Below are 23608 nucleotides of genomic sequence, written 5' to 3' on the forward strand. Positions count from 1 at the left end.
TGAACGACTACGCAGGGGGGTAGGGTTGCGACGAGTCAACAATCCCCCGCGGGGCGCGTCGTCCCCCGCCCCTCCGGCGTACGCGACCCCCGCGCTCAGGAAAGGCAACCTCTGTGCCCAGCAACGAGCGCTGCGCCACCATGCCCGTCCACCACCAGCTCATCGCGACCTCCCCCCGCTACGCGGTCGCGCTGGCCGCCATCGAGAACGAGACCTTCGCCAGGAGGAACGCCAGGGCCGCACGCCGGGAGGAGGTGGTCACGATACCGATCGTGGTCCACGTCGTGTACGCGACGCCCGAGCAGAACATCTCCCAGGAGCAGATCGACAGCCAGGTCAAGGTGCTCAATGAGGACTTCAGGCGCGCCAACCCGGACGCCGACCAGGTGCCTGACGTGTGGCGGGACCTGGTCGCCGACGCCCGCCTGGAGTTCAAGCTGGCCGACACCGACCCCGACGGCAACCCCACCGAGGGCGTCGTGCGCAAGGAGACCACCGTCCAGCAGTTCGGCACCGACCACGAGGTCAAGCACGACGAGCAGGGCGGCTCAGACGCCTGGCCCGCCGACCGTTATCTCAACGTGTGGGTGTGCGAGATGTCGGAGGTCCTCGGGTACGCGACGTTCCCCGGCGGGCCGCCCGAGATCGACGGGGTCGTGATCCGGCACAGCGCCTTCGGCACGACCGGCACGGCCGAGGCCCCGTACGACGGCGGCAGGACCATCACCCACGAGATCGGCCACTGGTTCAACCTGCGCCACATCTGGGGCGACGACGGCGACGGCTGCTCGGGCAGCGACTTCGTGGAGGACACCCCCAACCAGGCGGGACACAACCGCGGCACCCCGTCCTTCCCCAGCGTGAGCTGCGACAACGCGCCCAACGGGGACATGTTCATGAACTACATGGACTACGTCGAGGACGCCGCGATGTTCATGTTCACCGTGGGCCAATCGGAGCGGATGGACGCCGCCCTGGCCGGGCCGCGCTCGTCGTTCCTGTCGGAGACGGTCAGGGAGAGCATGCGGCTGGCCACACCCTCCTGACGAGGCCGGTTCGGGTCGCGGATGAGGCGTTACGCTCGGCTGGTGCCGCCAGAGACGCCGCGACGAGCCGGCCCCCGGCCCGGGCCCAAGCCCAGGCTCAGCCGCGAGAAGATCGTCCGGGCGGCCGTGGAGCTGGGGCCGGAGGAGGTCTCCATCGGCACGGTCGCCGCGGCGCTCGGTGCCGCGCCCGCGAGCCTCTACCGCTACATCGACAGCCTCGACGACCTGCTGGCCGCCGCCGTGGAGAGCGTCTTCGCCGCGACGCCGCTGCCCTCGGCCGGGCGGGGCTGGCGGGCCTACCTGGAGGAGGAGGCGGCCGTCCGGCTCGACCTGCTCATCCGGTACGCCGGGCTGCTGCCGGAGCGGTCGGCGGACCTGATCGTCATCGTCAGCCGCCGCTTCGAGCAACTCGTCCAGGGGCTGGCCGGGCTGGGCTTTCCGGTGGAGGAGGCGGTGCTCGCGGTGGACGCCGTGGTGGACCTCGTGCACGACGGGGCCGCGCAGATCTCGCACCTGCACGATCCCGACGACCCGGCCCGCCCCTCCCCCGCGATGGCCGCCGCGCTCGCGCTCTACTCCCCCGACGTGCGGGCCGCCGTCGAGGGGGTACTCGAAGCGCCCAGGGAACATCTGTGGCGCAAACTCACCCTCGTCCTGGACGGCCTCGCGGCCCGCCGGGAGACCCCGGACTGACCCGATTCGGGCAGCGCCTTCGATGCGACGGCTCGGGTAGTGTGGCGCGCTGGACGACGATGGCCGGCTGGTGGAGGACGGGGAGCGGTTCGCGGGGGTGTGCGTGCTCTCGGCTGCGGGCGGCGCGGGCCGGCCCGTCCTGGCGTTGCTCTGGACGCCGGGCTGAGGCGCGCCGGGGCGGCGGGATCCCGGGGTGAGGCGGCCGTGCGCGCAAGTGCGCAGCCCGGTCATCGGCCCGGATGACCTGGGCTGCGATCATTGAGCCATGCGTGTAGTGGTGATCGGGAGCGGCATCGTGGGGGCCGGCGCGGCCTACCACCTGAGCCGCAGGGGCGCGACCGTGACCGTGGTGGACGGCGGCAGCGGTCACGGCGAGGCGACGCGGGCGGGCGCGGGCATCGTGTGCCCGTGGGTGGACCATCCGGATGACGACGACTGGTACCGCCTGACGAGCCAGGGCGCCCGCAGCTACCCGGCGCTGGTGGAGGAGCTGGGCGAGGACATCGGGTACGCCAAGGTGGGCGCGCTGCTGGTGGCCGAGGACCCGGCCGACCTGGAGCCGGTGCGGGCGCTGCTGCTGCGCCGCCACGCCGCCGCGCCGGAGATGGGCGACATCACCGACGTGCCCACCCCGGCCGAGCTGTTCCCGCCGCTGTCCGACAGACTGAGCGCGATCCTCGTGCCGGGGGCGGCGCGGGTGGACGGCTGTTCGGTACGCGACGCGCTGCTGCGTGCCGCCGTGGCCCGGGGAGCGGAGGTCCGTAAGGGCATCGCCACCCTCAGCCCTGACGGCACGGGGGTGCACGTGTTCCCCAGCGTCCCCGCCCCCGGCCCTGGCCCTGGCCCTGACCTTGGCCTTGGCACCGGCACCGGCGCGGGTTCGGAGGTGGACGGATCGGCGGCGTCCGACGAGGGATCGGCCGCGCTCGCACCCGAGGGGGCCGACGGGTCCTGGCGGCAGGCCGCTCCCCTCGCTCCTCCCGTCTCCGGGCCCGCGAGCCCGGGAGGCCAGTTCATCGTCGGTGAGGGCGTCCCGATCGAGGCCGACAAGGTGATCGTCGCCGCGGGCGCCTGGACCGGCGAGGTGTGCGGGTCGCTGGGAGTCGAACTGCCCATCTTCCCCCGGCGCGGCCAGATCCTGCACGCCACCCTGGAAGGGGTGGACACCGCGTGGTGGCCGATCATCCTGCCTCGGATCGGCCCGTACCTGCTGGGCTTCCCCGGCTCGCGCGTCGTGGTCGGCGCGACCGTGGAGGACGTGGGCTTCTCCTCGCGCGTCACGATGGGCGGTCTGGAGGAGGTGATCGAGGCGGGGCTGCGGGTGGCGCCGGGGCTGTTCAACGCGACCGTCTCGGAGACCAGGGTCGGGCTGCGTCCCGTGTACGCCCCCGGGCAGGCCCTCATCGGTCCGCTGACCGACCGGGTCGTGGTGGCCACGGGCCTGAGCGCGTACGGGCTGACGGCGGGCCCGTTCGCCGGTGAGATCGCCGCCGCGCTGGCCCTCGGCGAGACCCCGCCCCTGGACATCACGCCCTACGCGCCCACTCTCGGCTGAAAACCACCACAGCGGACAGAACACCACCCTGACCACCAACAGCGACAAGGAGCAACGTAACGTTAGATACCTCCCCACCGTGACGTCGTGGGGAGGCCGCCTTGCCACCACTGCCGCGTGTTTCGCCGCTGTTGTCGCTTGTGCTGCTTGCCGCCCTTGCCGGATGCGCCGCCGACCCGCCCGTACCACCGCCGCCCAGACCCGCGGCCCCGCCATCGGCCACCTCCGCACCCACCACGCCCGCTGCGCCACCCACTGTGCGGCCCAAGCCGCTCGCGCCCGGCGAGCGCGGCCGGGCGCCCGGTGAGGTCCGGGTGCCGCACTACGCCTCGGGACGGTACGCGGTCGTCAAGGGTGGCGCGCCCGCCAGGCGGGGTCGCGGGGCCGTGGTGCGGTACCTGGTCGAGGTGGAGCGAGGGTTGCCGTTCGATCCCGCGGAGTTCGCCGCCGAGGTGCACCGCACGCTCAACGACGTCCGCGGCTGGGCCCGGTTCCAGCGCGTGGACGACGGCCCGGTTCAGGTCCGGGTGGCCCTGTCCAGCCCCCGCCTGACCAGCCGCCAGTGCCTCCCGCTGCGTACCGGAGGCGAGTTGTCCTGCTGGAACGGCCGCCGCTCCGTCATCAACGCCCTGCGCTGGGCCGAGGGCGTGCCCCAGTACGGCGGCGACCTGACCGCCTACCGCCGCTACCTGATCGGCCACGAGGTCGGCCACGGCCTGGGCCACCACCACCGCCCCTGCCCGGGGCCCGGCCGCCTGGCCCCGGTCATGACGCAGCAGTCGAAGTCGCTGGGCCGCTGCCGCCCCAACCCCTGGCCGTACCCCCACCGAAAGCCGGAGGAGGGACGCTGAGCATCCGCGGCTACGCGGCGATGCCCTCGTAGGCGGCGACCATGACGCCGAGGGCGCGCTCGTCCCCGATCCCGCCGTCGTCGATCATCCGGTTCATCACGTACGCCACGACCATGCGCGCGTTGAAGTCGAGCATGACCATCGAGCCGCCCCAGCCGCCCCAGAAGCACGTGCGCGGCATGCCGAACAGGCCGAAGCCCAGGCTGTAGCGCATCTTCGCGTTGATGCGGTTGTCCCAGCCGGCGTACTGCTCCTCCAGCGCCCGCTCGCAGCCCTCCGGCGACAGCAGCCGCACGCCGCCCACCGTGCCGCCGCAGGCCAGCACCGACTGCACCAGGCAGACCGAGCGGGCGTTCCCGTGCCCGTTGCCCGCGGGGATCTCGGCCCGGCGCCAGGCCGTGGTGTTGGCGTCGTCGGCGGTGCACGGCGGGTTGGGCGGCGGGCCAGGACGGTCGCGGGGCTCGGGCGCGATGACCGGGGCGACGCGGTGGTCGTGCTCGGCGGGCAGGCCGATGTGGAAGTCGGCGCCGAGCGGTCCCGCCACCTCCTCGGCGAAGAACGTGCCCAGGCTGCGGCCGGTGATCCGGCGTACGACCTCGCCGATCAGGTGCCCCTGGGTGACGGCGTGGTAGCCGGCCGCGGTGCCGGGCTCCCACTCGGGCGCCTGGGCGGCCAGCCGTTCGGTGGCCGTGCGCCAGTCGTACAGGTCCCGCGTGGTCATGGGGGTCTGCCAGGAGGGCAGGCCCGCCGTGTGGGAGAGCAGGTGCCGCACCAGGACGCCCGCCTTGCCGGCGGCGGCGAACTCCGGCCAGTAGGAGGCGACGGGCGCGTCCAGGTCGAGGTCGCCGCGGTCGGCGAGGATCAGCGCGCAGAGCGCCGTCATGGGCTTGGTGGTCGACCAGACGTTGGTGATGGTGTCGCGCCCCCACGGGATCGTACGGGCGGCGTCGGCGTGTCCGCCCCAGAGGTCGGCCACCGGCCGCCCGTCCACGAACACCGCCACGGACGCGCCCACGTCGTCGCCCGCCAGCGAGTCCGCCAGCATCTCGCGCAGCCCGCCGAACCGCTCCTCGCACGTGCCCCGGACCTCGGCCATGCGCCGGACGCTATCCCGCCGCCCGGCCGCCAAGCCACCGATTTTCCCGCCACGCCATCCACACCGGGCCACTCTGCTCAGGCCGGGCCGCCCTCCTCAGGCCGATGGCCGGATCCTGCCCGATGGCAGTCAGTCCTCAGGTCAGGCCCTGGCCGGTGCCGACGCCGCGTAGCAGCGTGTCCACCAGGCGCGCGGCCAGGGCGTCCGGGTCGGCGTCGCGCTCCTGGATCGCGTCGTGGATCAGCGCGTAGTAGACCCGCCTGGCCCAGGCCGGGTCCACGTCCCCGCGCAGCACCCCCGCCTCATGCGCCCTGCGGAACAACCGCTCGCAGCGGGCCTCCACGTCCGCGTGCACCCTGATCACCTCGGGGTCGTCCGACGGGGCCCGGCTCATCGCGAACCCCCAGTCGCTCTTGACCCGCAGCACGTTGGCGGTGGCCTGGTAGAGCGCGACCAGCGGCGGGGCGGTGTCGGCGCGGGCGGCGTCGATGGCCTCGGCGAACTGCCGGGTGGCCCACGCCGACATCGCGTCCACCAGGGCCTCGCGCGAGGCGAAGCGCCGGTGCACGGTCGTCCGCGCCACCCCGGCCGCCTCGGCGATCTGCTCCATGCTGGCCGCCGGGTTCTTGCTGAGTACGCGCTCGGCGGCCTCCAGGATCGTGCGCACCGTGCGCTCGGCGTCGGACCGTAGGGCTCGCGTTGTCTCACTCACAGCCCACAGGTTACGGCATCGTCTTTATTAGCCACAGACTTGCATCACCAGTGTTGCAAGTTCTAGATTGACGGCATCAAACGTGTTGCGACTATTCAGAGGAGCACCATCATGGACATGCGGCTCACCGGCAAGACCGCCGTCGTCACCGGCGCGAGCAGGGGCATCGGGCTCGCCATCGTCCGGGCGCTGACCGGCGAGGGCATGCGGGTCGTGGCCGCCGCCAGGACGCTCACGCCCGCACTCAAGGAGACCGGCGCCATCCCGCTGACCGCCGACCTGTCCACCGCGCACGGGCCCGCCGAGGTCATCGAGGGCGCGCTGGCCGAGCTGGGCGAGATCGACCTGCTGGTCAACAACGTCGGCGGCGGCGACGCGACGGCGGACGCCGCCGGCGGCTTCCTGGGCATGCCCGACGAGCTCTGGGGCCAGGTCTACGACCTCAACCTGCTCAGCGCGGTCCGTGCCACCCGCGCGGCCCTGCCGAGCCTGGTGCGGCGGCGCGGCAGCGTGATCAACATCTCCTCGACCGGCGCCCGGACTCCGCACGGCGGCCCGATCCCGTACACGACGGCCAAGGCGGCGCTGACCGCGTTCGGCAAGGCGCTGGCCGAGGAGTTCGGGCCGCAGGGGGTGCGGGTCAACACGGTCTCGCCGGGCGCCACCCGCACCGACATGTGGGAGGCCGCCGACGGCTTCGGCTCCCTGGTGGCCGCCGCCAACGGCATGGAGCTGGAGCCGTTCCTGGCGGCGCTGCCGGCCGCGTCAGGGATGACGACCGGCAGGCTGGTCGAGCCGGAGGAGGTCGCCGCGCTCGTGGCGTGGCTGGCCTCGCCGCACGCCGCGAGCGTCGCCGGCGCCGACTACATCGTCGATGGCGGGGCGATCAAAACGGTTTGACCGGGGGCGGGTGCAACACCCACGGTTTGTGTGGGGCTGCCGTTGAGCGCCGTTCGGGTGAGGAGTAGGTTCATGCAACCGGGACGAGGACTCCGTTTCGGCGGCCCGGCTCGCTTAGGGGTAAGCGGCGCCGGTGCCGACCGCGGACGAGAGCACCCTCGTCCCCACCTATCGCGACATATCGTGTATATGGGAACACCGGGGCGTCCCGGGCGGTTGCAGCGGGACAGACGAATCTTCTAGGGGAGTGTGGGCGATGGCAGGGATGCGGAAGGCGCGGCTTCTGGCGGGCGGCGCGGCACTCGCCGGAGCCGGCTGGGCGTTGCGTAACGTGCCCGCCGAGCTGGGCGTGCGGCCACTGAAGTCGGGGCCGGAGCGGGCGGCGCGGATACGGCGTTCACCGCAGTTCAGGGACGGCTCGTTCGTCAACCCGATGGCCGAGCCGACCTTCCTGCCGGGCCCGCCGCCCGTCGGCGTGCTCGGCGAGTTGTCCAGGGATCGCGACACCCGCCGCCCCGCCGGCCTGGTCCCGCTGCGCGTCCCGCCGACGGACGCTCCTCCCGCCGACGGGGTACGCGCGATCTGGTACGGCCACGCCTCCACGCTCATCGAGATCGAGGGCAAGAGGGTGCTGTTCGACCCGGTGTGGAGCAGGCGGGTCTCCCCCACGCCGCTCGTCGGCCCCAAGCGGCACCACCCGGTGCCCGTGGAGCTGGCCGAGCTGCCCCAGGTGGACGCGATCGCGATCTCGCACGACCACTACGACCATCTGGACATGGCGACCGTGCGCTCGCTCACCCGTACGCAGAAGGCGCCCTTCGTGGTGCCCCTGGGCATCGGGGCGCACCTGGAGCGGTGGGGCGTGCCCGCGTACCGGATCATCGAGCTGGACTGGGACGAGGAGACCGAGATCGCCGGGCTGCGGCTGATCGCCACGGCGGCCCGGCACTTCTCCGGCCGGTCGCTCGTCCGCAACGACACGCTCTGGGGTTCCTGGGTGGTGGCCGGGGCGTCCAGGCGGGTGTTCTACGCGGGCGACTCGGGCTACTTCGAGGGTTACCGGGGCATCGGCTCGGCGCACGGGCCCTTCGACCTGACGCTCATGCCGATCGGCGCCTACAACACGGCCTGGCCGGACATCCACATGACTCCTGAGCAGGCCGTGGACGCCCAGCTCGACCTCGGCGGCAAGCTGCTGCTGCCGGTGCACTGGGCCACCTTCACCCTCGCCCTGCACCCGTGGGCCGAGCCGGTGGAGCGGCTGTGGCGGGAGGCCAAGGCCCGCGACGTGAAGATCGTCGTGCCCAGGCCGGGCGAGGCCGTGGACCCGTCCGCCGCCCAGGCGGTGGAGGGCTGGTGGGAGATGCTCCACTAGCCGGTACGCGAGCGCGCCGGGCCGACCGCCGGCCGCCTGCCGGACCGGGTGGCGGGCTGGGCGTCGTGCCGGGGTGGACCCGGGCGTACAGTCGGGGCGTGAGCAACCTGGAGCTTGATCCGGACGAGATCCGCTGCGGCGCCGGCGCGGGCACCGGCCGTGAGGTGCTGACGGGGCGTGAGGTGCCGCTGGGCGGGCCGCGCGCGATGGCCGTGAGCAGGACGCTGCCCGGCGCGCACCGGCGCATGATCGGGGCCTGGTGTTTCGTGGACGCCTACGGGCCGCAGCCGGCCACCATGCGGGTGCCGCCGCACCCGCACACCGGCCTGCAGACGGTGAGCTGGCTGGTCTCGGGCGAGGTGCTGCACCGCGACAGCCTCGGCAACCTGCAGCAGATCCGGCCCGGGCAGCTCAACCTGATGACGGCCGGGCGCGGCATCTCGCACTCGGAGGAGTCGCCGCACACGGTGCTGCACGGGGTGCAGCTCTGGGTGGCGCTGCCCGGCGCGCACCGGCACGTCGAGCCGGGTTTTGAGCACCATCCGTCACTGCCCGTGTTGTCCGGGCCCGGGTTCGAGGCGAGCGTCGTCATGGGCTCGCTCGGCGGGGTGGTCTCGCCCGCCACCGCCTACAGCCCGCTGCTGGGGGCCGAGGTCGCGGTGGACGGGGCGTGCGAGGTCCCGGTCGATCCGGCGCACGAGCACGGGCTGCTGCTGCTCGACGGTGAGGTGGCCGAGGTGGAGCGGGGGTCGCTGGTGTACCTGCCGCCGGGGCGGTCCGGGGTGCGGCTGTCGGGGCGCGGGCGGGTGCTGCTGATCGGCGGCGAGCCGTTCGAGGAGGAGTTGGTGATGTGGTGGAACTTCGTCGGCCGCTCACATGACGACATCGCCGCGTACCGCAAGGAGTGGATGGAGGGCGAGGGGTTCGGCTCCGTCGAGGGCTTCGACGGAGCGCCGCTCCCCGCGCCCGTCCTGCCGGGCACCCGGCTCAAACCACGCGGCCGGGTCCGCTGACCGCACCTGGCACGTCAGGCCGACTCGCATAAGGCGTTACACCAACGCCCGCCACTGGGCTCACGTCAGGCGCTGGGCCTTGCTGAGCAGGCGTTGGGCCACCACCACGAGTGCCAGGAACACGCCGCTGACCACCTGCTGGAAGGCCGAGGTCAGGCTGCCCACCTGGTTGATCAGGCTCTGGATGACCCCGAGCAGCAGCACTCCGGCCACCGACCCGGTGATGCCGCCCGCCCCGCCGGTCAGCAGGGTGCCGCCGATCACCACGGCGGCGATGGCGTCCAGTTCGAGGCCGATGCCGAGGATCGTCACGCCCGAGGAGAGCCGGGCGGCGTTCAGCGCGCCCGCCAGGCCCGCCAGGAGGCCGGACATGACGTACACCTGCACCTTCGTACGGGCGACGGGCACGCCCATCAGGGCCGCCGCCTGCTCGTTGCCGCCGATGGCGTAGACGTTCTGGCCGAAGCCCGTGCGTTGCAGCAACACCATCGCGACCAGGGCGAGGGCGATCGTGATGTACACGGGATAGGACAGGCCGGCGATCTCGCCCTGGCCCAGGGCGGCGAAGGCGCGGTCCTCGACGAGGTACGTGGTGGCGCCCTCGTCCGAGATCGCCAGCATCAGTCCGCGCACGCCGAGCAGCCCGGCCAGGGTCACGATGAACGGCGCCATCCCCGTCCGCGCGATCACCAGCCCCTGCAACAACCCCACGACCCCGCACACCGCCAGCGGCAGCAGCAGCGCCACGAGCGCGCCGTACTGCGAGCCGTAGGCCGCCAGCACCCCGCCCAGCACGAACAGCGACCCCACCGACAGGTCGATCCCGCCGCTGATGATCACGAACGTCATGCCGATCGCGATGATCGCCAGGAAGGACGAGGACACGACCACGCTGGCCGCGTTCGCCGGGGTGGCGAAGGAGTCGAAGGCCAGGCTGCCCACGATCACCAGCAGTCCCAGCACCATGACGGCGCCGTGCTGCTGGAGCAGGCGGCTCACCTGTTCGCGCCGGAAGGTCTCACTGACCGCCGTGTCGCTCATCGGGTCCCCGCTTCCTGGTGGCGTAGACGGCGGCCAGGATGATGACCGCCTGGACCATCTGGGTCCACGACTGCGGGAGGTTGTGCTTGATCAGCGTGGCCGCGAGGAGCTGCATGAGCAGCGCGCCCATGACGGTGCTGAGCACCCTGATCCGGCCGCCCGTCAGCGGGGTGCCGCCGACGACGACGGCGGTGATCGCCGACAGCTCGATGAACAGGCCGAGCGAGGTCGGGTCGCTGGCCTGCAGCCGGGCCGTGGCCAGCACGCCGGCCAGGGCGGCGAGCAGGCCGGAGATCACGTACACGGTCAGCAGCACCCGCTTGACCGGCAGCCCGGACAGCTCGCTGGCCGACCGGTTGCCGCCGATGGCCACGACCTGCCGCCCGAACGTGGTGCGCCGCACCACGAACAGCACGATCACGGTCAGCGCCGCCGCGATGAGCACGATGACCGGGATCCCGGCGACCGAGCTGCTGCCCAGCGCGATCAGGCCGGGGCTGCGGAACTCGACGAGCTGCGGCACCAGCACGTTCGCCAGGCCGCGCACGCCGACCAGCAGCGCGAGTGTGGCCACGATCGGCTGCACCCCGACGTAGGCGACCAGCGCCCCGCCGGCGGCGCCCATGACCGCGCCGCCGATCACGGCCACGATGAGCGCGGGCAGCCAGCCGTAGCCGAGGTAGAGCACGGTCAGGGCGGCGGCCAGCGCCATCACCGAGCCGACCGACAGGTCGATGCCCTGGGTGCCGATCACCAGCGCCATGCCCAGCGAGACGATCACGATGGGGGTGACCTGGACGAGCTGGGTGCGGAAGTTCGAGGCGTCCAGGAAGTGCGGGGTGAACAGCACGTTGAACAGCAGCAGCGCCAGCACGGCCGCGTACACGCCGTAGTCCTGCACCCAGGCGAACACCTGCGGCTTGAGCACGGCGACCCGCCCGGAACCCCGCGAGGTCAGCTCAGCCATCGGACCGCCCAACGTCCGTCGGATCCGCCTCAGTCCGCTCGACGGACGCCTGCTCGACGGACGTCTGCTCGGCGGACGTCTGCTCGACGGACGTCTGCTCCACCGACGCCTGCTCCACCGACGCCTGCTTCACCGCCGTATGCTCCACCGACGCCTGCTTCACCGCCGTATGCTCCACCGACGCCTGCTTCACCGCCGTATGCTCCACGGACGTCTGTTCGGCGATCGTCTGTTCGGCGATCGTCGCCATGATCTTCTCCTCGGTCACCTCGTCGCCCGACAGTTCCCCCACCACCGCGCCCTCGCGCAGCACGAGGATCCGGTCGGCGCCCTCGACCAGCTCCTCCAGGTCGGAGGAGATGAGCAGCACGCCGAGTCCCTCCCCGGCCAGCTCGTCGATCAGCGCCTGCACCTCGGCCTTGGCGCCGACGTCGATGCCGCGGGTGGGCTCGTCCAGCAGCAGCACCTTGGGCCGTACGGCCAGCCAGCGGGCCAGCAGCACCTTCTGCTGGTTGCCGCCGGACAACTCGGAGACGAGCTGGTGGGGCGAGGCGGCCTTGATCCTCAGCCTCCGCATGAAGATCTCCACCACCCGGTCGATCTTCGCCTCGGACACCACGCCCGCCCTGCCGAGGGAGGGCAGGGCGGCCAGGGCGATGTTCTCGCGGACGGACAGGGTGGGGATGATGCCCTCGGCCTTGCGGTCCTCGGGCAGCAGGCTGACGCCCGCCCTGATCGCCGCCGCCGTGGAACGGGCGCGCAGGGGCGCGCCCGCGACGAGCACCTGCCCGCCGTCCAGCGGCAGGGCGCCGACGATGGCCTTGGCGGTCTCGGTACGTCCCGCGCCCAGCAGCCCGCCGAGACCGACCACCTCGCCCGGCCTGACGCTCACGTCCACGCCGTCGAGCACGTGCCGCCGCGTCAGCCCGCGCGCCTCGACGACCGGGGCAGGACCCTGCCCGTTGCCGTGCTCCCGGCCGCCAGGGTTGCTGTCGGGGGCGCCGTCGCGGTCGCGGGAGAAGCGGGTCAGGCCCTGCGTGCGGACCTCGTTCAGGTCGCGGCCCAGCATGAGCGAGATGAGCGTGAGCCGTTCCAGCCCGGCCAGCGGCCCGGTGTGCGCCAGGCGCCCGTCCCGCAGCACGGTCACCTGGTCGCACACCCGGTACAGCTCGTCGAGGCGGTGGCTGACGTACATGACGGCGATGCCGCTGTCGCGCAGCCGCCTGATCACCCCGAACAACGTCTCCACCTCGCGCGGCTCCAGCGAGGAGGTGGGCTCGTCCATGATGACCACCCGCGCGTCCACCGAGACCGCCCGCGCCAGGGCGACCATCTGCTGCGCGCCCACCCCGAGCGTACGCAGCGGGCGGCGCACGTCGGTCCGTACGCCGTAGCCGGCCAGCACGCGCTCGGCCTCGCCGTACATGGCGGCGGCGTCGATCACCCCGAACCTGCCGCGCGGCTCGCGGCCGAGCAGCAGGTTGCGGGCCACCGACATCATGGGGACGAGGTTGACCTCCTGGTAGATGGTGGAGATCCCGGCGCGCTGCGCCTCCATGGGGGTGCCGAAGGCGGCGGGGGCGCCACGGTGGTGCAGTTCGCCGCCGTCCGGCTGGTACACGCCGGTGAAGACCTTGATCAGGGTGGACTTGCCCGCGCCGTTCTCCCCGACGAGCGCGTGCACCTCGCCGGGCCGCAGGGCGAGGGACACGCCGTCGAGTGCGAGCACGCCGGGGAAACGTTTGGTGATCCCCCGAGCTTCGAGAACGGGTTCCAAGTCAGTACGCCTCACCGAGGGAGTCCTTGGCGTTGCCCGTGTCGTAGTCCCGGTCGGAGATGATCACCTTGTCGGGGATCGCCTCGCCGTCCAGGAACTTCTTGGCGGTCTCGAAGGCGAGCGGGCCGAAGCGCGGGTTGGACTCGATGACCGAGTACAGCCAGCCGTCGACGATGCCCTGGACGGCGCTGCGGGTGCCGTCCACCGAGACGATCTTGATGTCGCCCGGCTCCTTGCCCGCGCCCTTCAGCGCGGTGACCGCGCCCAGCGCCATCTCGTCGTTCTCGGCGTAGATGCCGTTGATGTCGGGGTTGGACTGGATGAGCTGCTCGGTGACCTGCTGCCCCTTCTCGCGGGCGAACTCGCCGGTCTGCTCGAAGGAGATGGTGATCTCGGGGGCCTTCTCCTTGACGCGGTCCTTGAAGCCGTTCGTACGCTCGGTGGTGACGTTGTTGCCCGGCGCGCCGAGCAGGATGGCCACCTTGCCCTTGCCGGACAGCGCCTCGATCATGCGGTCGGCGGCGCGCTTGCCCTGCTCGTAGAAGTCGGAGCCGATGAACGTCAGGTAGTCGCCGCACGGCTTGGCGTTGATCTTGCGGTCGACCGTGATGATGGGGATCTTCTTGGCGGCGGCCTGCTGGAGCACCGGCTCCCAGCCGTCGGAGTTCAGCGGCGCGATGACCAGGAGCTGCACGCCCTGCGCGATGAGCTGCTGCACGTCGGTGATCTGCTTGGAGAACTGCGACTGGGCGTTGGTGACCTTGAGGTTGCCGATGCCCAGCTTGGCCGCCTCGTCCTTGATCGACTTGGTCTCCGCGATGCGGAACGGGTTGGCCTCCTTCTCCGACTGGGAGAAGCCGACCGTGGCCGTCTTGAGGTCGAACTTCGTGCCGCCGAACTGCTCCAGCGTGCAGGTGGGCCCCGCGGTGCCGGACGGGCTCTTGACGACCTGCTGCTCGGCCGTGCTCGTGGCGGCGGGCGCGCTCTGCGGGGCTTCCGACTTGGCGCACGCGGCCGCGGTGAGAAGGACGGCCAGCGCCAGTGCGGCCGTCCGGAGGTGGGGGGTCATCGCGGATCCTTTCCTATCAGGTGCGGCGCCCGGGCCACGAGGGCCCGGGCGCCGGTGGTGCTCAGCTACAGGTGGGGTTGATCGCGCCGGTCAGCGCCTTGTGGGCGTCGTGGACGCGCTTCACGTCCGGCTTGGTGATCTCCCTGTCGTACGTCATGAGGCCGTTGATCTCGGTCTCGACGTCCGTCGTCTGGGTGTAGATCGCGGCGCTGAGCTGCTCGCAGGCGTGCAGCCTCTCCAACTCCTTGACCATGTTCACGTAACGCGTGGTCAGGGCCTCGGGGTCGGGCTCGACCGCGTAGCCCCAGCCGCCGCCGGACCAGGTGTGGCCGACCACGGGCAGGGCCAGGCCGCCGTACTCGCCGATGACGTTCGCCCTGGTGCCCGCCGGCTTGCCGGGGTTGCCGGGGCCCGGGTAGATGTGGAAGTCCTTGACGTCGCCGTTGCCGCCGTCCACGGCTCCGCAGCAGTTGACGCCGCTCATGTTGTTCACCAGGCGGCTGGGGTCCCAGCCCTTGACCAGGTCGGCGATGCGCGCCTGGTCGTACTGGCCCCAGCCTTCGTTGAACGGCACCCACATGATGATCGACGGGCTGCTGCGGTGCTGGTCGACCAGCTCCTTCAGCTCCGCCTCGAACTGCGGCCTGTCGGTGCTGCGCACGGTCGAGGGCATGTCCTGCCAGACCAGCAGGCCGAGCTTGTCGGCGTGGTGGTACCAGCGGTCGGACTCGACCTTGACGTGCTTGCGCACGGCGTTGAAGCCGAGCGCCTTGGTCTGCTCCAGGTCGTAACGCAGGGCCTCGTCGGTCGGCGGCGTGTAGATGCCGTCGGGCCAGAAGCCCTGGTCGAGGGGGCCGATCTGGAAGACCGGCTGCCCGTTGAGCAACATGCGGTTGCCGGAGACCGAGATGGAGCGCATCCCGAAGTACGACTCCACCTTGTCGCTCTTGAGCCTGACCTCCAGGTCGTAAAGGTGGGGGTTCTCGGGCGACCACACCTTGGGGTTGGGCACGGGGAGCCGCAGCTCCTTGCCGATCTGGCCGCGTACGACGCCGACGACCCTGCGGCCGTCCCTGGCGATCACGGTGGCCGTGCCGGGCGAGCCCTGGACGGTGACGTACAGGGCCTGGCCGCGCAGGTCGGGGGTGGTGTCCACGCGCTCGATGCGGTCCTTGGCGACCGGCTCGATCCAGACGGTCTGCCAGATGCCGGACACCGAGGTGTACCAGATGCCGCCCGGGTTGAGCCGCTGCTTGCCGACGGCCTGGGCGCCGGTGTCGGTCGGGTCGGTGACGCCGACGACCAATTCCTGCCGGCCCGAGCGCTTGAGCGCGGAGGTGACGTCCACGCTGATCCGGTCGTAGCCGCCCTTGTGGGTGGTGACCTGCCTGCCGTTGACGTAGATCGCGGCGTCCCAGTCCACGGCGTCCAGGTGCAGCATCAGCCGCTCACCGCGCCAGGTGCGCGGCACCTCGAACGTCCTGCGGTACCACATGCGCTCCTCGTGCCGCCCGATGCCGGACAACTGCGACTCCACCGGGTACGGCACCACGATGCGCTCGGGCAGGTCCTTGCCGATGGGCGCGGCCTCGCCCTCCTTGGCCGGGGCGAACTGCCAGGTGCCGTTGAGGCTGCGCCAGCGGTCACGGGCGAGCTGCGGCCTGGGGTACTCGGGCAGCGGGTTGTCCTTGTCCACCTCGTCGGTCCACTTGCTCTTGAGCACGTAGGCAGAGGCGTTGACGACGTGGGCGAACGGGTAGGCCGCCAGCGGGGTGCCGTCGGCGTAGGCGATGCCGCCGCTGCCGTCGTAGGAGGTGCGCACGGTGCTGCCCGCCTTCGACGGCACCGGGTGCTCCAGCTTCAGCTCCACGGTCTCCGGGCTCTTGCGCGTGGCCGAGGTGACGGGCCAGGTGGCGGCGCCGACGGTGACCTTGAGCTTCTCCGCGGCGTTCGCGGGCAGGTCGGCGAGCGGCTTGAGGAAGGTGAGCGTGGCGACGTCGCCGGCGGTGTTCAGCCGGGCGTCGTAGGGGCCGTCCGGCTGGAAGTCCGCCGGCACGGTGAGCGCGTCCATGGGCACGATGGCCTTCGGCTGGCTGGGGCTCTGCCAGCGCAGCCGCAGGTTGGCGCCGCCGTAGTGCTCGAAGTACTCGACCTTGATGTCGTACTTCCTGTTCGCCTCCAGGGCGATCGGGGTGCCGACCTGCTCCTTGTCCCAGTCGTCCACCCAGTGGTCGATGATCGGCTGTCCGTCCACCCACAGGCGGAAGCCGTTGTCGCCGATGATGGAGAAGGTGTAGGTCTCGGAGTGCTTGGGCGTGATCTGTCCCGTCCACCGGACGGTGACGTCATCCTCCCGGCCGGTCAGCAGCCTGAACGTCGGGTTCAGGTCTCCCATCTCCAGGTTCGGGTCGATGATGCTCGCCTTGAGCTCGGCGAAGTCGAACTTGCCCGCCGCCGAGGCGAGGTAGTAGTCGCCGCGCAGCCCGTTCCGTTCGGGAGGGGCTGCCGACGCGGGTGCCGGCATCTGCCATAACACGGACATCAGTACGGCCATCAGCAACGCGAGGCGCTTACGCAACGGGGGGTTCCTTTCGGAGGGCGCCGATCAGGTTCGGACAGCTTTTGACCCTGACACGCTCCAAAGTAAGCACCGCCGGACCGAGCCGGTCAAGATTTCCGATCAAAATCGTTCTCGTTCGGTCAGAGGTGAACTGCCTTTGTCCGATCGACTATGATCGGGCCGTGAGCGACACGCAGAGCGACGGACGCAGACCCGTGTTCGCCGCTGAACGCCGGCAGCGCATCCTGGAGTTGGTGCGTGCCAACGGCGCCGTGTCGCTGCGCGAGCTCGCCCAGGCCGTGCACTCCTCCGAGGTCACCGTCCGCCGCGACCTGCGCGCGCTGGAGTCGGAGGGCCTGCTCAACCGCCACCACGGCGGCGCCACCCTGCCGGGCGAGTTGTCCAGGGAGGCCGGCTACGCGCACAAGGTGTCACTGGAGTCGGCCGAGAAGTCCGCCATCGCCGACCTGGCGGGCGCCCTGGTCGAGGACGGCGACGCCATCGTGATCGGCCCCGGCACCACCACGCAGGAGTTCGCCCGCCGCCTGACCAGGCACGCCGAGCTGGCCGTGGTGACCAACTCGCTGCTGGTCGCGCAGGTGCTGGCCGGCTCGCCGCGGATCGAGGTGATGATGACCGGCGGCACCGTGCGCGGCTCGATCCTGGCCCTGGTGGGCAGCGCGGCCGAGCAGTCGCTGGCCGGGCTGCGGGTGCGCAGGGCCTTCATCTCGGGCAACGGCCTGAGCGCCGAGCGCGGCCTGTCCACGCCCAATATGCAGGTCGCGGGCGTTGACCGGGCGCTGGCCGCGGCGGCGGAGGAGGTCGTGGTGCTGGCCGACCACACCAAGGTCGGCGTGGACACGATGGTGCAGACCGTACCGCCCGACCGCATCGACCACCTGGTCACCGACGACTCCGCGCCCCGCGACGTGCTCGACGAGCTGAGCGCGCGCGGCGTCCGCCTGCACGTCGCCCAGTTCTGACCGCCGAGCCGGCCGCCCGCTTCTGACCGCCGAGCCGGCCGCCCAGTTCTGACCGTCCAGCCCCGCCGCAGACCGCCCGGTTCTGATCGAATGTGACAATCCCGTTACTGGATTGTTTCCTTCCTCGACCACCATCGAGGCGGAGGCAACCGTGCTGCAGGTGGCTGGCGTTCTCAAGACGTTCCAGGGTGTCGTCGCCCTCGACCACGTCACCCTGTCCGTACGCGCCGGCGAGGTGCACGCCCTGATCGGCGGCAACGCCGCGGGCAAGTCCACCCTGGTCAAGGTGCTGTCGGGCGTCCACCAGCCGGACGCGGGCGAGCTGCGCCTGCTCGGCGGGCCGGTCAGGTTCACCGGACCCGCCGACGCCAGACGGGCCGGGATCGCCACCATCCACCAGGAGACGAACCTCGTACCGACCATGAGCGTGGCCCGCAACCTGCTGCTGGGCAGGGAGCCGCGCGGCCGCCTGGGCCTGATCGACGCGGCGGCCGTGCACGCCCGCGCCGAGGCGGAGCTGGCCGCGTACGGGCTGGCGGTGGACGTGCGCCGCCCGCTGGCCACGCTGGGCGAGGGCGCCCGCCAGCTCGTCGCGCTCGCGCGGGCCGCCTCGGCGGACGCCCGGCTGGTCATCATGGACGAGCCCACCACGGCGCTCGACCACGCCGAGCTGGAGACCCTGTTCGGGGCCGTCACCAGGCTGCGCGAGCAGGGCCGCTCGGTCATCTACGTCACCCACCGCCTGGAGGAGCTGTACGGGATCTGCGACCGGGTCACCGTGCTGCGCGAGGGCCGGGTCGTGCACACGGGCCCGCTGGCCGGGCTCGACCGGCTGCGGCTGGTCTCGCTCATGCTCGGCCGGCCCTTCCACCCCGTGGAGAGCCTCCCTCAGACGGGCGAGCCCGGCGTGCCCGCCGACGCGCCCGTACTGGAGGCCAAGGGCCTGACCCGGCACCACATGCTGGACGGGGTGTCGCTGGCGATGCGGGCCGGCGAGGTCGTCGGCCTGGGCGGGCTGCTCGGCGCGGGCCGCAGCGAGACCGCCCGCGCCATCGCGGGCGTGCTGCCCGTGGACGCGGGTCAGGTCACGGTGGCCGGGGCGAGCGTGCGCAAGTGGTCGATCAGGAACGCCGTGCGCGCCGGGATCGGCCTGGTGCCGGAGAACAGGAAGACCGAGGGCATCGTGCCCACCCTGTCGGTGCGCGACAACATCGCGCTGGCCGCGCTGCCCCGGTTGTCGCGGGCGGGCATCGTGTCCGACGCCCAGGTGGACAACATCGTGGCCACGTTCATGCGGCGGCTGGGCATCAGGGCCGTCTCGCCCCGCCAGCCGGCCGGTGAGCTGTCCGGCGGCAACCAGCAGAAGGTGCTGCTGGCCCGGTGGCTGGCCATGCATCCCAAGGTGCTGCTGCTGGACGAGCCCACCAGGGGCGTGGACGTGGCGACCAAGCTGGAGATGCGGGCGCTGCTGGACGAGCTGGCCGTGGACGGGCTGGCGATCCTGCTGATCTCCTCCGACGTGGCCGAGCTGGTCGGCAACTGCGACAGCGTGGTGGTGCTGCGCGACGGGGCGATCACCGAGCAGCTCACCGGCCCCGAGGTCACCGAGGACCGCCTGCTCGCCGCCCTGGCCAAGGACTGATCTACCCGTCCCCGCGGCGGGTGATCCTCGAACAGAGCCACGACGCGTACCCGATCGCCCCGTCGAGCCGGTGGTAGAGCCGCGGCGGCACGTACGGCAGCAGTGAGGAGTGCCGCTGGCCGAGCAGGTCCAGCAGCTGGTCCGACGGGAGCCCGATGTAGCGCGGCAGGTTCTCGTACCAGCGGGCGCTGTTGCGGGCGGTCTTCTGCGCGCGCCGGATGGTGGCCCTGCGCTCCCGCCCGTAATACTTCAGGGCGTCCTCAAGGCGCGGCCTGGTGCTCAGCGCGTGGACCAGGAAGGAGGCGTCCCCGAGCGCGAGCGCGGTGCCCGCCCCGATGGAGTAGTGGGTGGTGTGCGCGGCGTCCCCGACCAGGACGAGGTTGTCCCGGTGCCACCTGTCGTTGGTCAGGGTGCGGAAGTTCAGCCAGCGGGCGCCCTCGCCGGCGCTCGACCTGCCGATCAGCGGATGCCCGTCGAGGATGCCGGCGAAGAGCTTCTCCAGCTGCGCCAGGCAGTCGGCCTCGCTCGACCGGTCGAAGCCGAGCCCCGCCCAGGTCTCGGGCGAGCACTCGATGACGCAGGTGCTGTGGTCGGGGCTGTATCCGTAGCCGTAGCACCAGATCCAGCCGTGCGGGGTCTCGGCGAAGGCGAAGGTGAACGGCTCGAACACCTTGGTGGTGCCGAGCCACAGGTAGACGTTGCGGCCGGTGGCGAACTCGGTGCCGAAGTGGCCGGCATGCCGCTCGCGCAGCACGCTGTTGACTCCGTCGCCCGCGACGATCAGATCCGCGCCGGCCAGGTCCTCCTCGCGGGCGATCGCGCTCTCGTACTCGATGCGCACGCCGAGCGAGCGGGCCCGGTCGGCGAGGATGGCGAGCAGTTCGCCCCTGCCGACGCCGAAGCCGCCGTCCCAGTGGTCGATCCGGGCCCGCGGGCGCTCGCCGATGTGCGCCACCCAGGTGTCCCAGCGGATCGAGCTGCCGGCGATGGCCTGCGCGGACTCGGGGTCGATGGCGTGCAGGGTGGTGTAGAGGTCGTCCCAGTAGGTCACGCCCCAGCCGTAGGTGGAGCCTTCGGGACAACGTTCGTGGATGGTGATGTCGTGGGCGGGATCCACCCGTTTCATCAGGATCGAGAAGTACAGGCTGGCGGGTCCGCCGCCGGCGCAGGCAACCTTCACACGAGCCCCCGTGTGACATAACGCGATGGATTGGATACTCAGCGTATATCGAGGGCGATATCACCCGGCGTAGTGACGCGCGGCATACTCGCGATCTGACGCGCGCAGCGAGGCTCGTTCCGGTGCGCCGAGGGATCGGGCCGGTCTCCTTCAGTAAACGGAGATGTGCGGGTGATCGTAGTGGTTGGCCGTCGCGCCGCCACGGTCGGACATCGTGCGCCACCCGCCGCCTCTGACGTGCCAGATGCGCTGCCGGTAGATGATGTACATGATGCCCAGCCGCCTGGCGTTCTTGATCGCCCACGCGGCGATCTCGTCGCCGCGCTTCAGCTCCGCCGCCGACGGCATCGCGCCGCCCCGGCTCAGCATGAAGTCGCAGGCCCGCCCGAGCGGATGCTCGCCGCCGTCCTGGATCGCGCGGTAGCACCCGATCCCGTACGGCACCTCGAACCGCTCCTGGATGAGCTGCTTGACCAGTTGCATCCTGGGCGTGATGTTGTCGCTCCCCGTGGGAAGCTGCGGCACGAACGTGCCGTCGGGCCGCGCGCCCGGCGCCGTGTAGAGCTGGTCGATCTTGTCCTTGATCTTCTCGATCTGTTTCTCGGCCTTCTTCTTGCGCCCCTCCAGGTCCTCGACCGTCCGCTCCAGCTCGTCGGCGCGGGCGGCGGCCTCGTCCTCGGCCCGCTTGCGTGCGTCCCTAACCTCGGCGTGGCCGCGCAGCATGGCGTCCTGCTCGTCGATCAGGTGCTGGGTCAGCGCCATCCTGCCGAGCAGGGTGGTGGCCTCCTGGCGGGCGGTGAGCAGGCCGATCGTGCCGGGCTCGCCGCCGGTGTAGCGGGCGATCGCCATCTCGCGCAGTTCGGTGGAGCGCAGGTCGTAGGTCTCCTGGGCGGCGGCCAGCTTCTCGCGGGCCGCCTTCTCGGCCTTGTCGGCCTGCTGGCTCGCGATCCGGCTGTCGTAGTACTCGGTGATGAGTTTGTCCGAGTCCTTCTGGAGCGTGGCCAGCTCCTTCTTCAGCCGTTTGACCGACGGCTTGGGCTCGGCCTGCGCCGGGACGGCGGCGGCGAGCAGCAGGACCGTCGTGAACGCGGCGAAGGGTACGCGCAGCCGGTCGGCGGAGGACGCAACCGCCACACTTCTCCTCACCCCGGGACGCAGGGCAGGTTCCGGTCATGAGGTAATCAGGCCGGGGGACGCCCTCTATTCGACGCACGATAGTAGACGATCAGGCGTCCCGGTGTGAAACTTACGGCTTTTCCGTGTTGCGGCCTTTACGCACCCTGCGGACCACGATCTGCCGGCCGAGCAGCACGGAGCCCGGCACCACGACCATGCCGAGCCCCAGGCCGAGACCGAGGTCGATGTCCCCGAGGCCCACGCCCAGGCCGACGTCGGCGTCCAGCAGCCCGTCGCCCCCGCCGCCGAGGATCGGCACGCCGAGCGACACGCCGACCGAGACGGAGACCAGCGGGTCCCGCTGCTCCTTCGTCGGTTCGGGGTCCGGCTCGTTCGTCGCGGGCGGGTCGGGCGGATCGGGCGGGTCGGTGGCCGGCGGCGGGGTGGTGGGCTGGCGGGTGGTCGGGTCGGGGTTGTTCGTGGGCTGCCCCGTCGGCTCGCGCGTCGGTTCGCGCGTGGGCTCCCTGGTGGGTTCCCTGGTCGGCTGCCGGGTGGGTTCGCGGGTGGGCTGCCGGGTGGGCTCGCGCGTGGGCGGCCCGCCGGTGGGCGGGCCCGTCGGTGGGCCGGTCGGCGGCTCGTACACGATCGGCGGCGTGAACGTGATCGGCTCGCTCAGCGTGGGCATCGCCTCGGAGGGCGTCGGCTCCTGCGGCATCGGCTCGCCCGCCGTCGGCGTGGCGGGCGGCCCGGTGAACGGCGGGGCCGTGGAGACGGGCGGCAGGGCGACGCCGCCCCTGGGCTCGGGCGTGTCACCCAGGATCACGAACGCCGAGGTCACCGCGGCGGCCGTGGCCAGCACCAGCCCGCCGGTCACGGCGAACTTGCCCGCGGGCGACAACGTGCTGTGGAACATGCTCGTGCTGCCGCCGCCGTCCGCGACCGCCTGCGGCTTGGGCAATAAGGCGGCCAGCGGCACGGTCAGGATCGCGAGCCCGGTCCGTCCGCGCAGCTCCCAGTCCTCCCCGTACGCGGCGCGCGCCGCCTCCTCCAGTTCCTCCAGGAACGCCTCCGCCGACTCCGGCCGGGTGGCGGGGTCCTTGGCCAGGCCGTGCCCGACCAGCGGGCGCAGCGGCTCCTCGACGTCCTCCAGCGGGGGCGGCACGTGCTGGTGCTGGTAGGCCAGGGCGGCCACGTTCTCGGCGTGGAAGGCGCGGTGGCCGGTCAGGCACTCGTAGAAGACCAGGGCCGCGGCGTACACGTCGGTCTGCGGGCCGGCCGGGGCGTCGTCCCACTGCTCGGGGGCCATGTAGGAGGGGGTGCCGGACAACTCGGCCGTCTCCCCGAAGTGCGCCGCCACGCCGAAGTCGACCAGCTTGCTGTCGCCGTCCTGGGTGATCATGACGTTCTCGGGCTTGAAGTCGCGGTGCACGACCCCGTGCCGGTGCGCCTCGGCCAGTCCCAGCAGCGCGCCCTTCAGCACCGAGAGCGCGGCCTCCCCGCCCGTCGCGCCCTCGTGCTCCAGCAGCCGCCGCAGCGTGACGCCCTCCACCAGCTCCATCACGATGACGGCGCCGTCGTCGCTCTCGACGTAGTCCAGCACCCGGGCGGTGTGGGGGCTGTCGATCTCCCGGATGACCAGGGCCTCCGAGCGGAACCTGGCGATGAAGGCGGCGTCCTCGCGCATCGGCTCGGACAGGTGTTTGATCGCGACCGCCAGCCCGTCGGAGTCGCGTACGGCAAGCATCACCCGGCCGGTCCCACCGTGGCCGAGTTCCCGGATCTCCGTGTAGCCGGGAACTTCCATGCGGGGACCTCCTGACCGGATAAAGATCCTAATGTCAGGACGCTATCCCGGCGTCACACGGCGTGTCGAGACCCTTCGCCCGAGTAACCGCCCGGCTGCGGCAATCGATATCTTTACTACTTCTCATAGTAGGTACAACGTTCCAGCTCGCGACCCGGCGCTTGCGATCTTCGGGCTTTAGGTTAGCCTAAACTAACCTTTGATGCCCGGTTGTAAAGGATTTCCCCC

19 protein-coding genes are annotated in these 23608 nt (G+C 71.7%); 9 read left to right on the forward strand and 10 right to left on the reverse strand.

Annotated elements, in window-relative coordinates; genetic code table 11:
* The first annotated feature begins 113 nt into the window (after positions 1–113).
* The 4 genes from AB0I81_RS03370 to AB0I81_RS03385 all read left to right on the forward strand — a co-directional run bounded on the left by AB0I81_RS03370 (position 114) and on the right by AB0I81_RS03385 (position 4145).
* Positions 114–1046: a zinc metalloprotease gene (locus tag AB0I81_RS03370; protein ID WP_360649086.1), complete on the forward strand. Its 933-nt coding sequence runs from the start codon at positions 114–116 to the stop codon at positions 1044–1046.
* A gap of 42 nt (positions 1047–1088) precedes the next feature.
* Positions 1089–1739: a hypothetical protein gene (locus tag AB0I81_RS03375; protein ID WP_360649089.1), complete on the forward strand. Its 651-nt coding sequence runs from the start codon at positions 1089–1091 to the stop codon at positions 1737–1739.
* A gap of 265 nt (positions 1740–2004) precedes the next feature.
* Positions 2005–3294: an FAD-dependent oxidoreductase gene (locus AB0I81_RS03380; protein ID WP_360649092.1), complete on the forward strand. Its 1290-nt coding sequence runs from the start codon at positions 2005–2007 to the stop codon at positions 3292–3294.
* 257 nt (positions 3295–3551) lie between these two features.
* Positions 3552–4145: a DUF3152 domain-containing protein gene (locus AB0I81_RS03385; protein ID WP_360649095.1), complete on the forward strand. Its 594-nt coding sequence runs from the start codon at positions 3552–3554 to the stop codon at positions 4143–4145.
* A 10-nt stretch (positions 4146–4155) separates the two neighbouring features.
* On the opposite strand, the gene AB0I81_RS03390 is transcribed toward AB0I81_RS03385, so the two are convergent.
* Together AB0I81_RS03390 and AB0I81_RS03395 are read right to left on the reverse strand one after the other, a co-directional pair.
* Positions 4156–5241, reverse strand: coding sequence for a serine hydrolase domain-containing protein (locus AB0I81_RS03390; protein ID WP_360649098.1), 1086 nt, complete (start codon positions 5239–5241; stop codon positions 4156–4158).
* Positions 5242–5377: 136 nt separating this feature from the next.
* Complete coding sequence (locus AB0I81_RS03395; RefSeq protein ID WP_360649101.1) at positions 5378–5953, reverse strand: helix-turn-helix domain-containing protein; 576 nt, start codon at positions 5951–5953, stop codon at positions 5378–5380.
* Between the two features lie 111 nt (positions 5954–6064).
* On the opposite strand from AB0I81_RS03395, the gene AB0I81_RS03400 reads away from it, so the two are divergent.
* The 3 genes from AB0I81_RS03400 (at position 6065) to AB0I81_RS03410 (ending at position 9241) form a co-directional block, all read left to right on the forward strand.
* Positions 6065–6853, forward strand: a complete 789-nt coding sequence (locus tag AB0I81_RS03400) for an SDR family oxidoreductase (RefSeq protein ID WP_360649104.1) — start codon at positions 6065–6067, stop codon at positions 6851–6853.
* Between the two features lie 256 nt (positions 6854–7109).
* Positions 7110–8228 carry an MBL fold metallo-hydrolase gene (locus AB0I81_RS03405; protein WP_360649107.1) on the forward strand — a complete coding sequence of 373 codons (1119 nt, stop codon included), beginning with the start codon at positions 7110–7112 and terminating at the stop codon, positions 8226–8228.
* 98 nt (positions 8229–8326) lie between these two features.
* Positions 8327–9241 (forward strand): pirin family protein, encoded by a 915-nt coding sequence (locus AB0I81_RS03410; RefSeq protein WP_360649110.1) that lies wholly within the window; start codon positions 8327–8329, stop codon positions 9239–9241.
* A 60-nt stretch (positions 9242–9301) separates the two neighbouring features.
* On the opposite strand, the gene AB0I81_RS03415 is transcribed toward AB0I81_RS03410, so the two are convergent.
* From AB0I81_RS03415 to AB0I81_RS03435, 5 genes are all read right to left on the reverse strand, one after another.
* A complete protein-coding gene (locus AB0I81_RS03415) occupies positions 9302–10282 on the reverse strand; it encodes an ABC transporter permease (RefSeq protein WP_360649113.1) in 981 nt (326 codons plus the stop codon).
* Positions 10260–11249 carry an ABC transporter permease gene (locus AB0I81_RS03420; protein WP_360649116.1) on the reverse strand — a complete coding sequence of 330 codons (990 nt, stop codon included), beginning with the start codon at positions 11247–11249 and terminating at the stop codon, positions 10260–10262. Before AB0I81_RS03420 ends, AB0I81_RS03415 begins: the two co-directional genes overlap by 23 nt.
* Entirely contained in the window at positions 11242–13041 is a 1800-nt protein-coding gene (locus AB0I81_RS03425; protein ID WP_360649119.1) for an ATP-binding cassette domain-containing protein, read from the reverse strand. Before AB0I81_RS03425 ends, AB0I81_RS03420 begins: the two co-directional genes overlap by 8 nt.
* On the reverse strand, positions 13028–14095 hold the full coding sequence (locus AB0I81_RS03430; protein ID WP_360649122.1) for an ABC transporter substrate-binding protein: 1068 nt from the start codon (positions 14093–14095) through the stop codon (positions 13028–13030). Before AB0I81_RS03430 ends, AB0I81_RS03425 begins: the two co-directional genes overlap by 14 nt.
* Positions 14096–14156: 61 nt before the next feature.
* On the reverse strand, positions 14157–16673 hold the full coding sequence (locus tag AB0I81_RS03435; RefSeq protein ID WP_360649125.1) for a PA14 domain-containing protein: 2517 nt from the start codon (positions 16671–16673) through the stop codon (positions 14157–14159).
* A gap of 164 nt (positions 16674–16837) precedes the next feature.
* Here AB0I81_RS03435 and AB0I81_RS03440 point away from each other — a divergent pair, with 164 nt between their 5' ends.
* Both AB0I81_RS03440 and AB0I81_RS03445 read left to right on the forward strand, forming a co-directional pair.
* Positions 16838–17638, forward strand: a complete 801-nt coding sequence (locus tag AB0I81_RS03440) for a DeoR/GlpR family DNA-binding transcription regulator (RefSeq protein ID WP_360649128.1) — start codon at positions 16838–16840, stop codon at positions 17636–17638.
* 151 nt (positions 17639–17789) lie between these two features.
* On the forward strand, positions 17790–19280 hold the full coding sequence (locus tag AB0I81_RS03445; protein ID WP_360649131.1) for a sugar ABC transporter ATP-binding protein: 1491 nt from the start codon (positions 17790–17792) through the stop codon (positions 19278–19280).
* A gap of 1 nt (position 19281) precedes the next feature.
* Here AB0I81_RS03445 and AB0I81_RS03450 read toward each other — a convergent pair whose 3' ends face one another.
* The 3 genes from AB0I81_RS03450 to AB0I81_RS03460 all read right to left on the reverse strand — a co-directional run bounded on the left by AB0I81_RS03450 (position 19282) and on the right by AB0I81_RS03460 (position 23380).
* Positions 19282–20460, reverse strand: a complete 1179-nt coding sequence (locus AB0I81_RS03450) for an FAD-dependent monooxygenase (RefSeq protein ID WP_360649134.1) — start codon at positions 20458–20460, stop codon at positions 19282–19284.
* Positions 20461–20610: 150 nt separating this feature from the next.
* The gene (locus tag AB0I81_RS03455; RefSeq protein ID WP_360649137.1) at positions 20611–21594 is read right to left on the reverse strand and encodes a hypothetical protein; all 984 of its coding nucleotides are present in this window, start codon (positions 21592–21594) and stop codon (positions 20611–20613) included.
* A 112-nt stretch (positions 21595–21706) separates the two neighbouring features.
* The gene (locus AB0I81_RS03460; RefSeq protein ID WP_360649140.1) at positions 21707–23380 is read right to left on the reverse strand and encodes a protein kinase; all 1674 of its coding nucleotides are present in this window, start codon (positions 23378–23380) and stop codon (positions 21707–21709) included.
* Positions 23381–23608: the final 228 nt, after the last annotated feature.

The sequence above is a fragment of the Nonomuraea sp. NPDC050404 genome (assembly GCF_040655495.1).
Lineage (GTDB): Bacteria > Actinomycetota > Actinomycetes > Streptosporangiales > Streptosporangiaceae > Nonomuraea.

Excerpts from the sequence above, each read along its gene's own strand:
- AB0I81_RS03380 (WP_360649092.1), top strand. The coding sequence starts at position 2,005 with ATGCGTGTAGTGGTGATCGGGAGCGGCATCGTGGGGGCCGGCGCGGCC.
- AB0I81_RS03420 (WP_360649116.1), bottom strand. The coding sequence starts at position 11,249 with ATGGCTGAGCTGACCTCGCGGGGTTCCGGGCGGGTCGCCGTGCTCAAG.
- AB0I81_RS03405 (WP_360649107.1), top strand. The coding sequence starts at position 7,110 with ATGGCAGGGATGCGGAAGGCGCGGCTTCTGGCGGGCGGCGCGGCACTC.
- AB0I81_RS03430 (WP_360649122.1), bottom strand. The coding sequence starts at position 14,095 with ATGACCCCCCACCTCCGGACGGCCGCACTGGCGCTGGCCGTCCTTCTC.
- AB0I81_RS03400 (WP_360649104.1), top strand. The coding sequence starts at position 6,065 with ATGGACATGCGGCTCACCGGCAAGACCGCCGTCGTCACCGGCGCGAGC.
- AB0I81_RS03460 (WP_360649140.1), bottom strand. The coding sequence starts at position 23,380 with ATGGAAGTTCCCGGCTACACGGAGATCCGGGAACTCGGCCACGGTGGG.
- AB0I81_RS03390 (WP_360649098.1), bottom strand. The coding sequence starts at position 5,241 with ATGGCCGAGGTCCGGGGCACGTGCGAGGAGCGGTTCGGCGGGCTGCGC.
- AB0I81_RS03415 (WP_360649113.1), bottom strand. The coding sequence starts at position 10,282 with ATGAGCGACACGGCGGTCAGTGAGACCTTCCGGCGCGAACAGGTGAGC.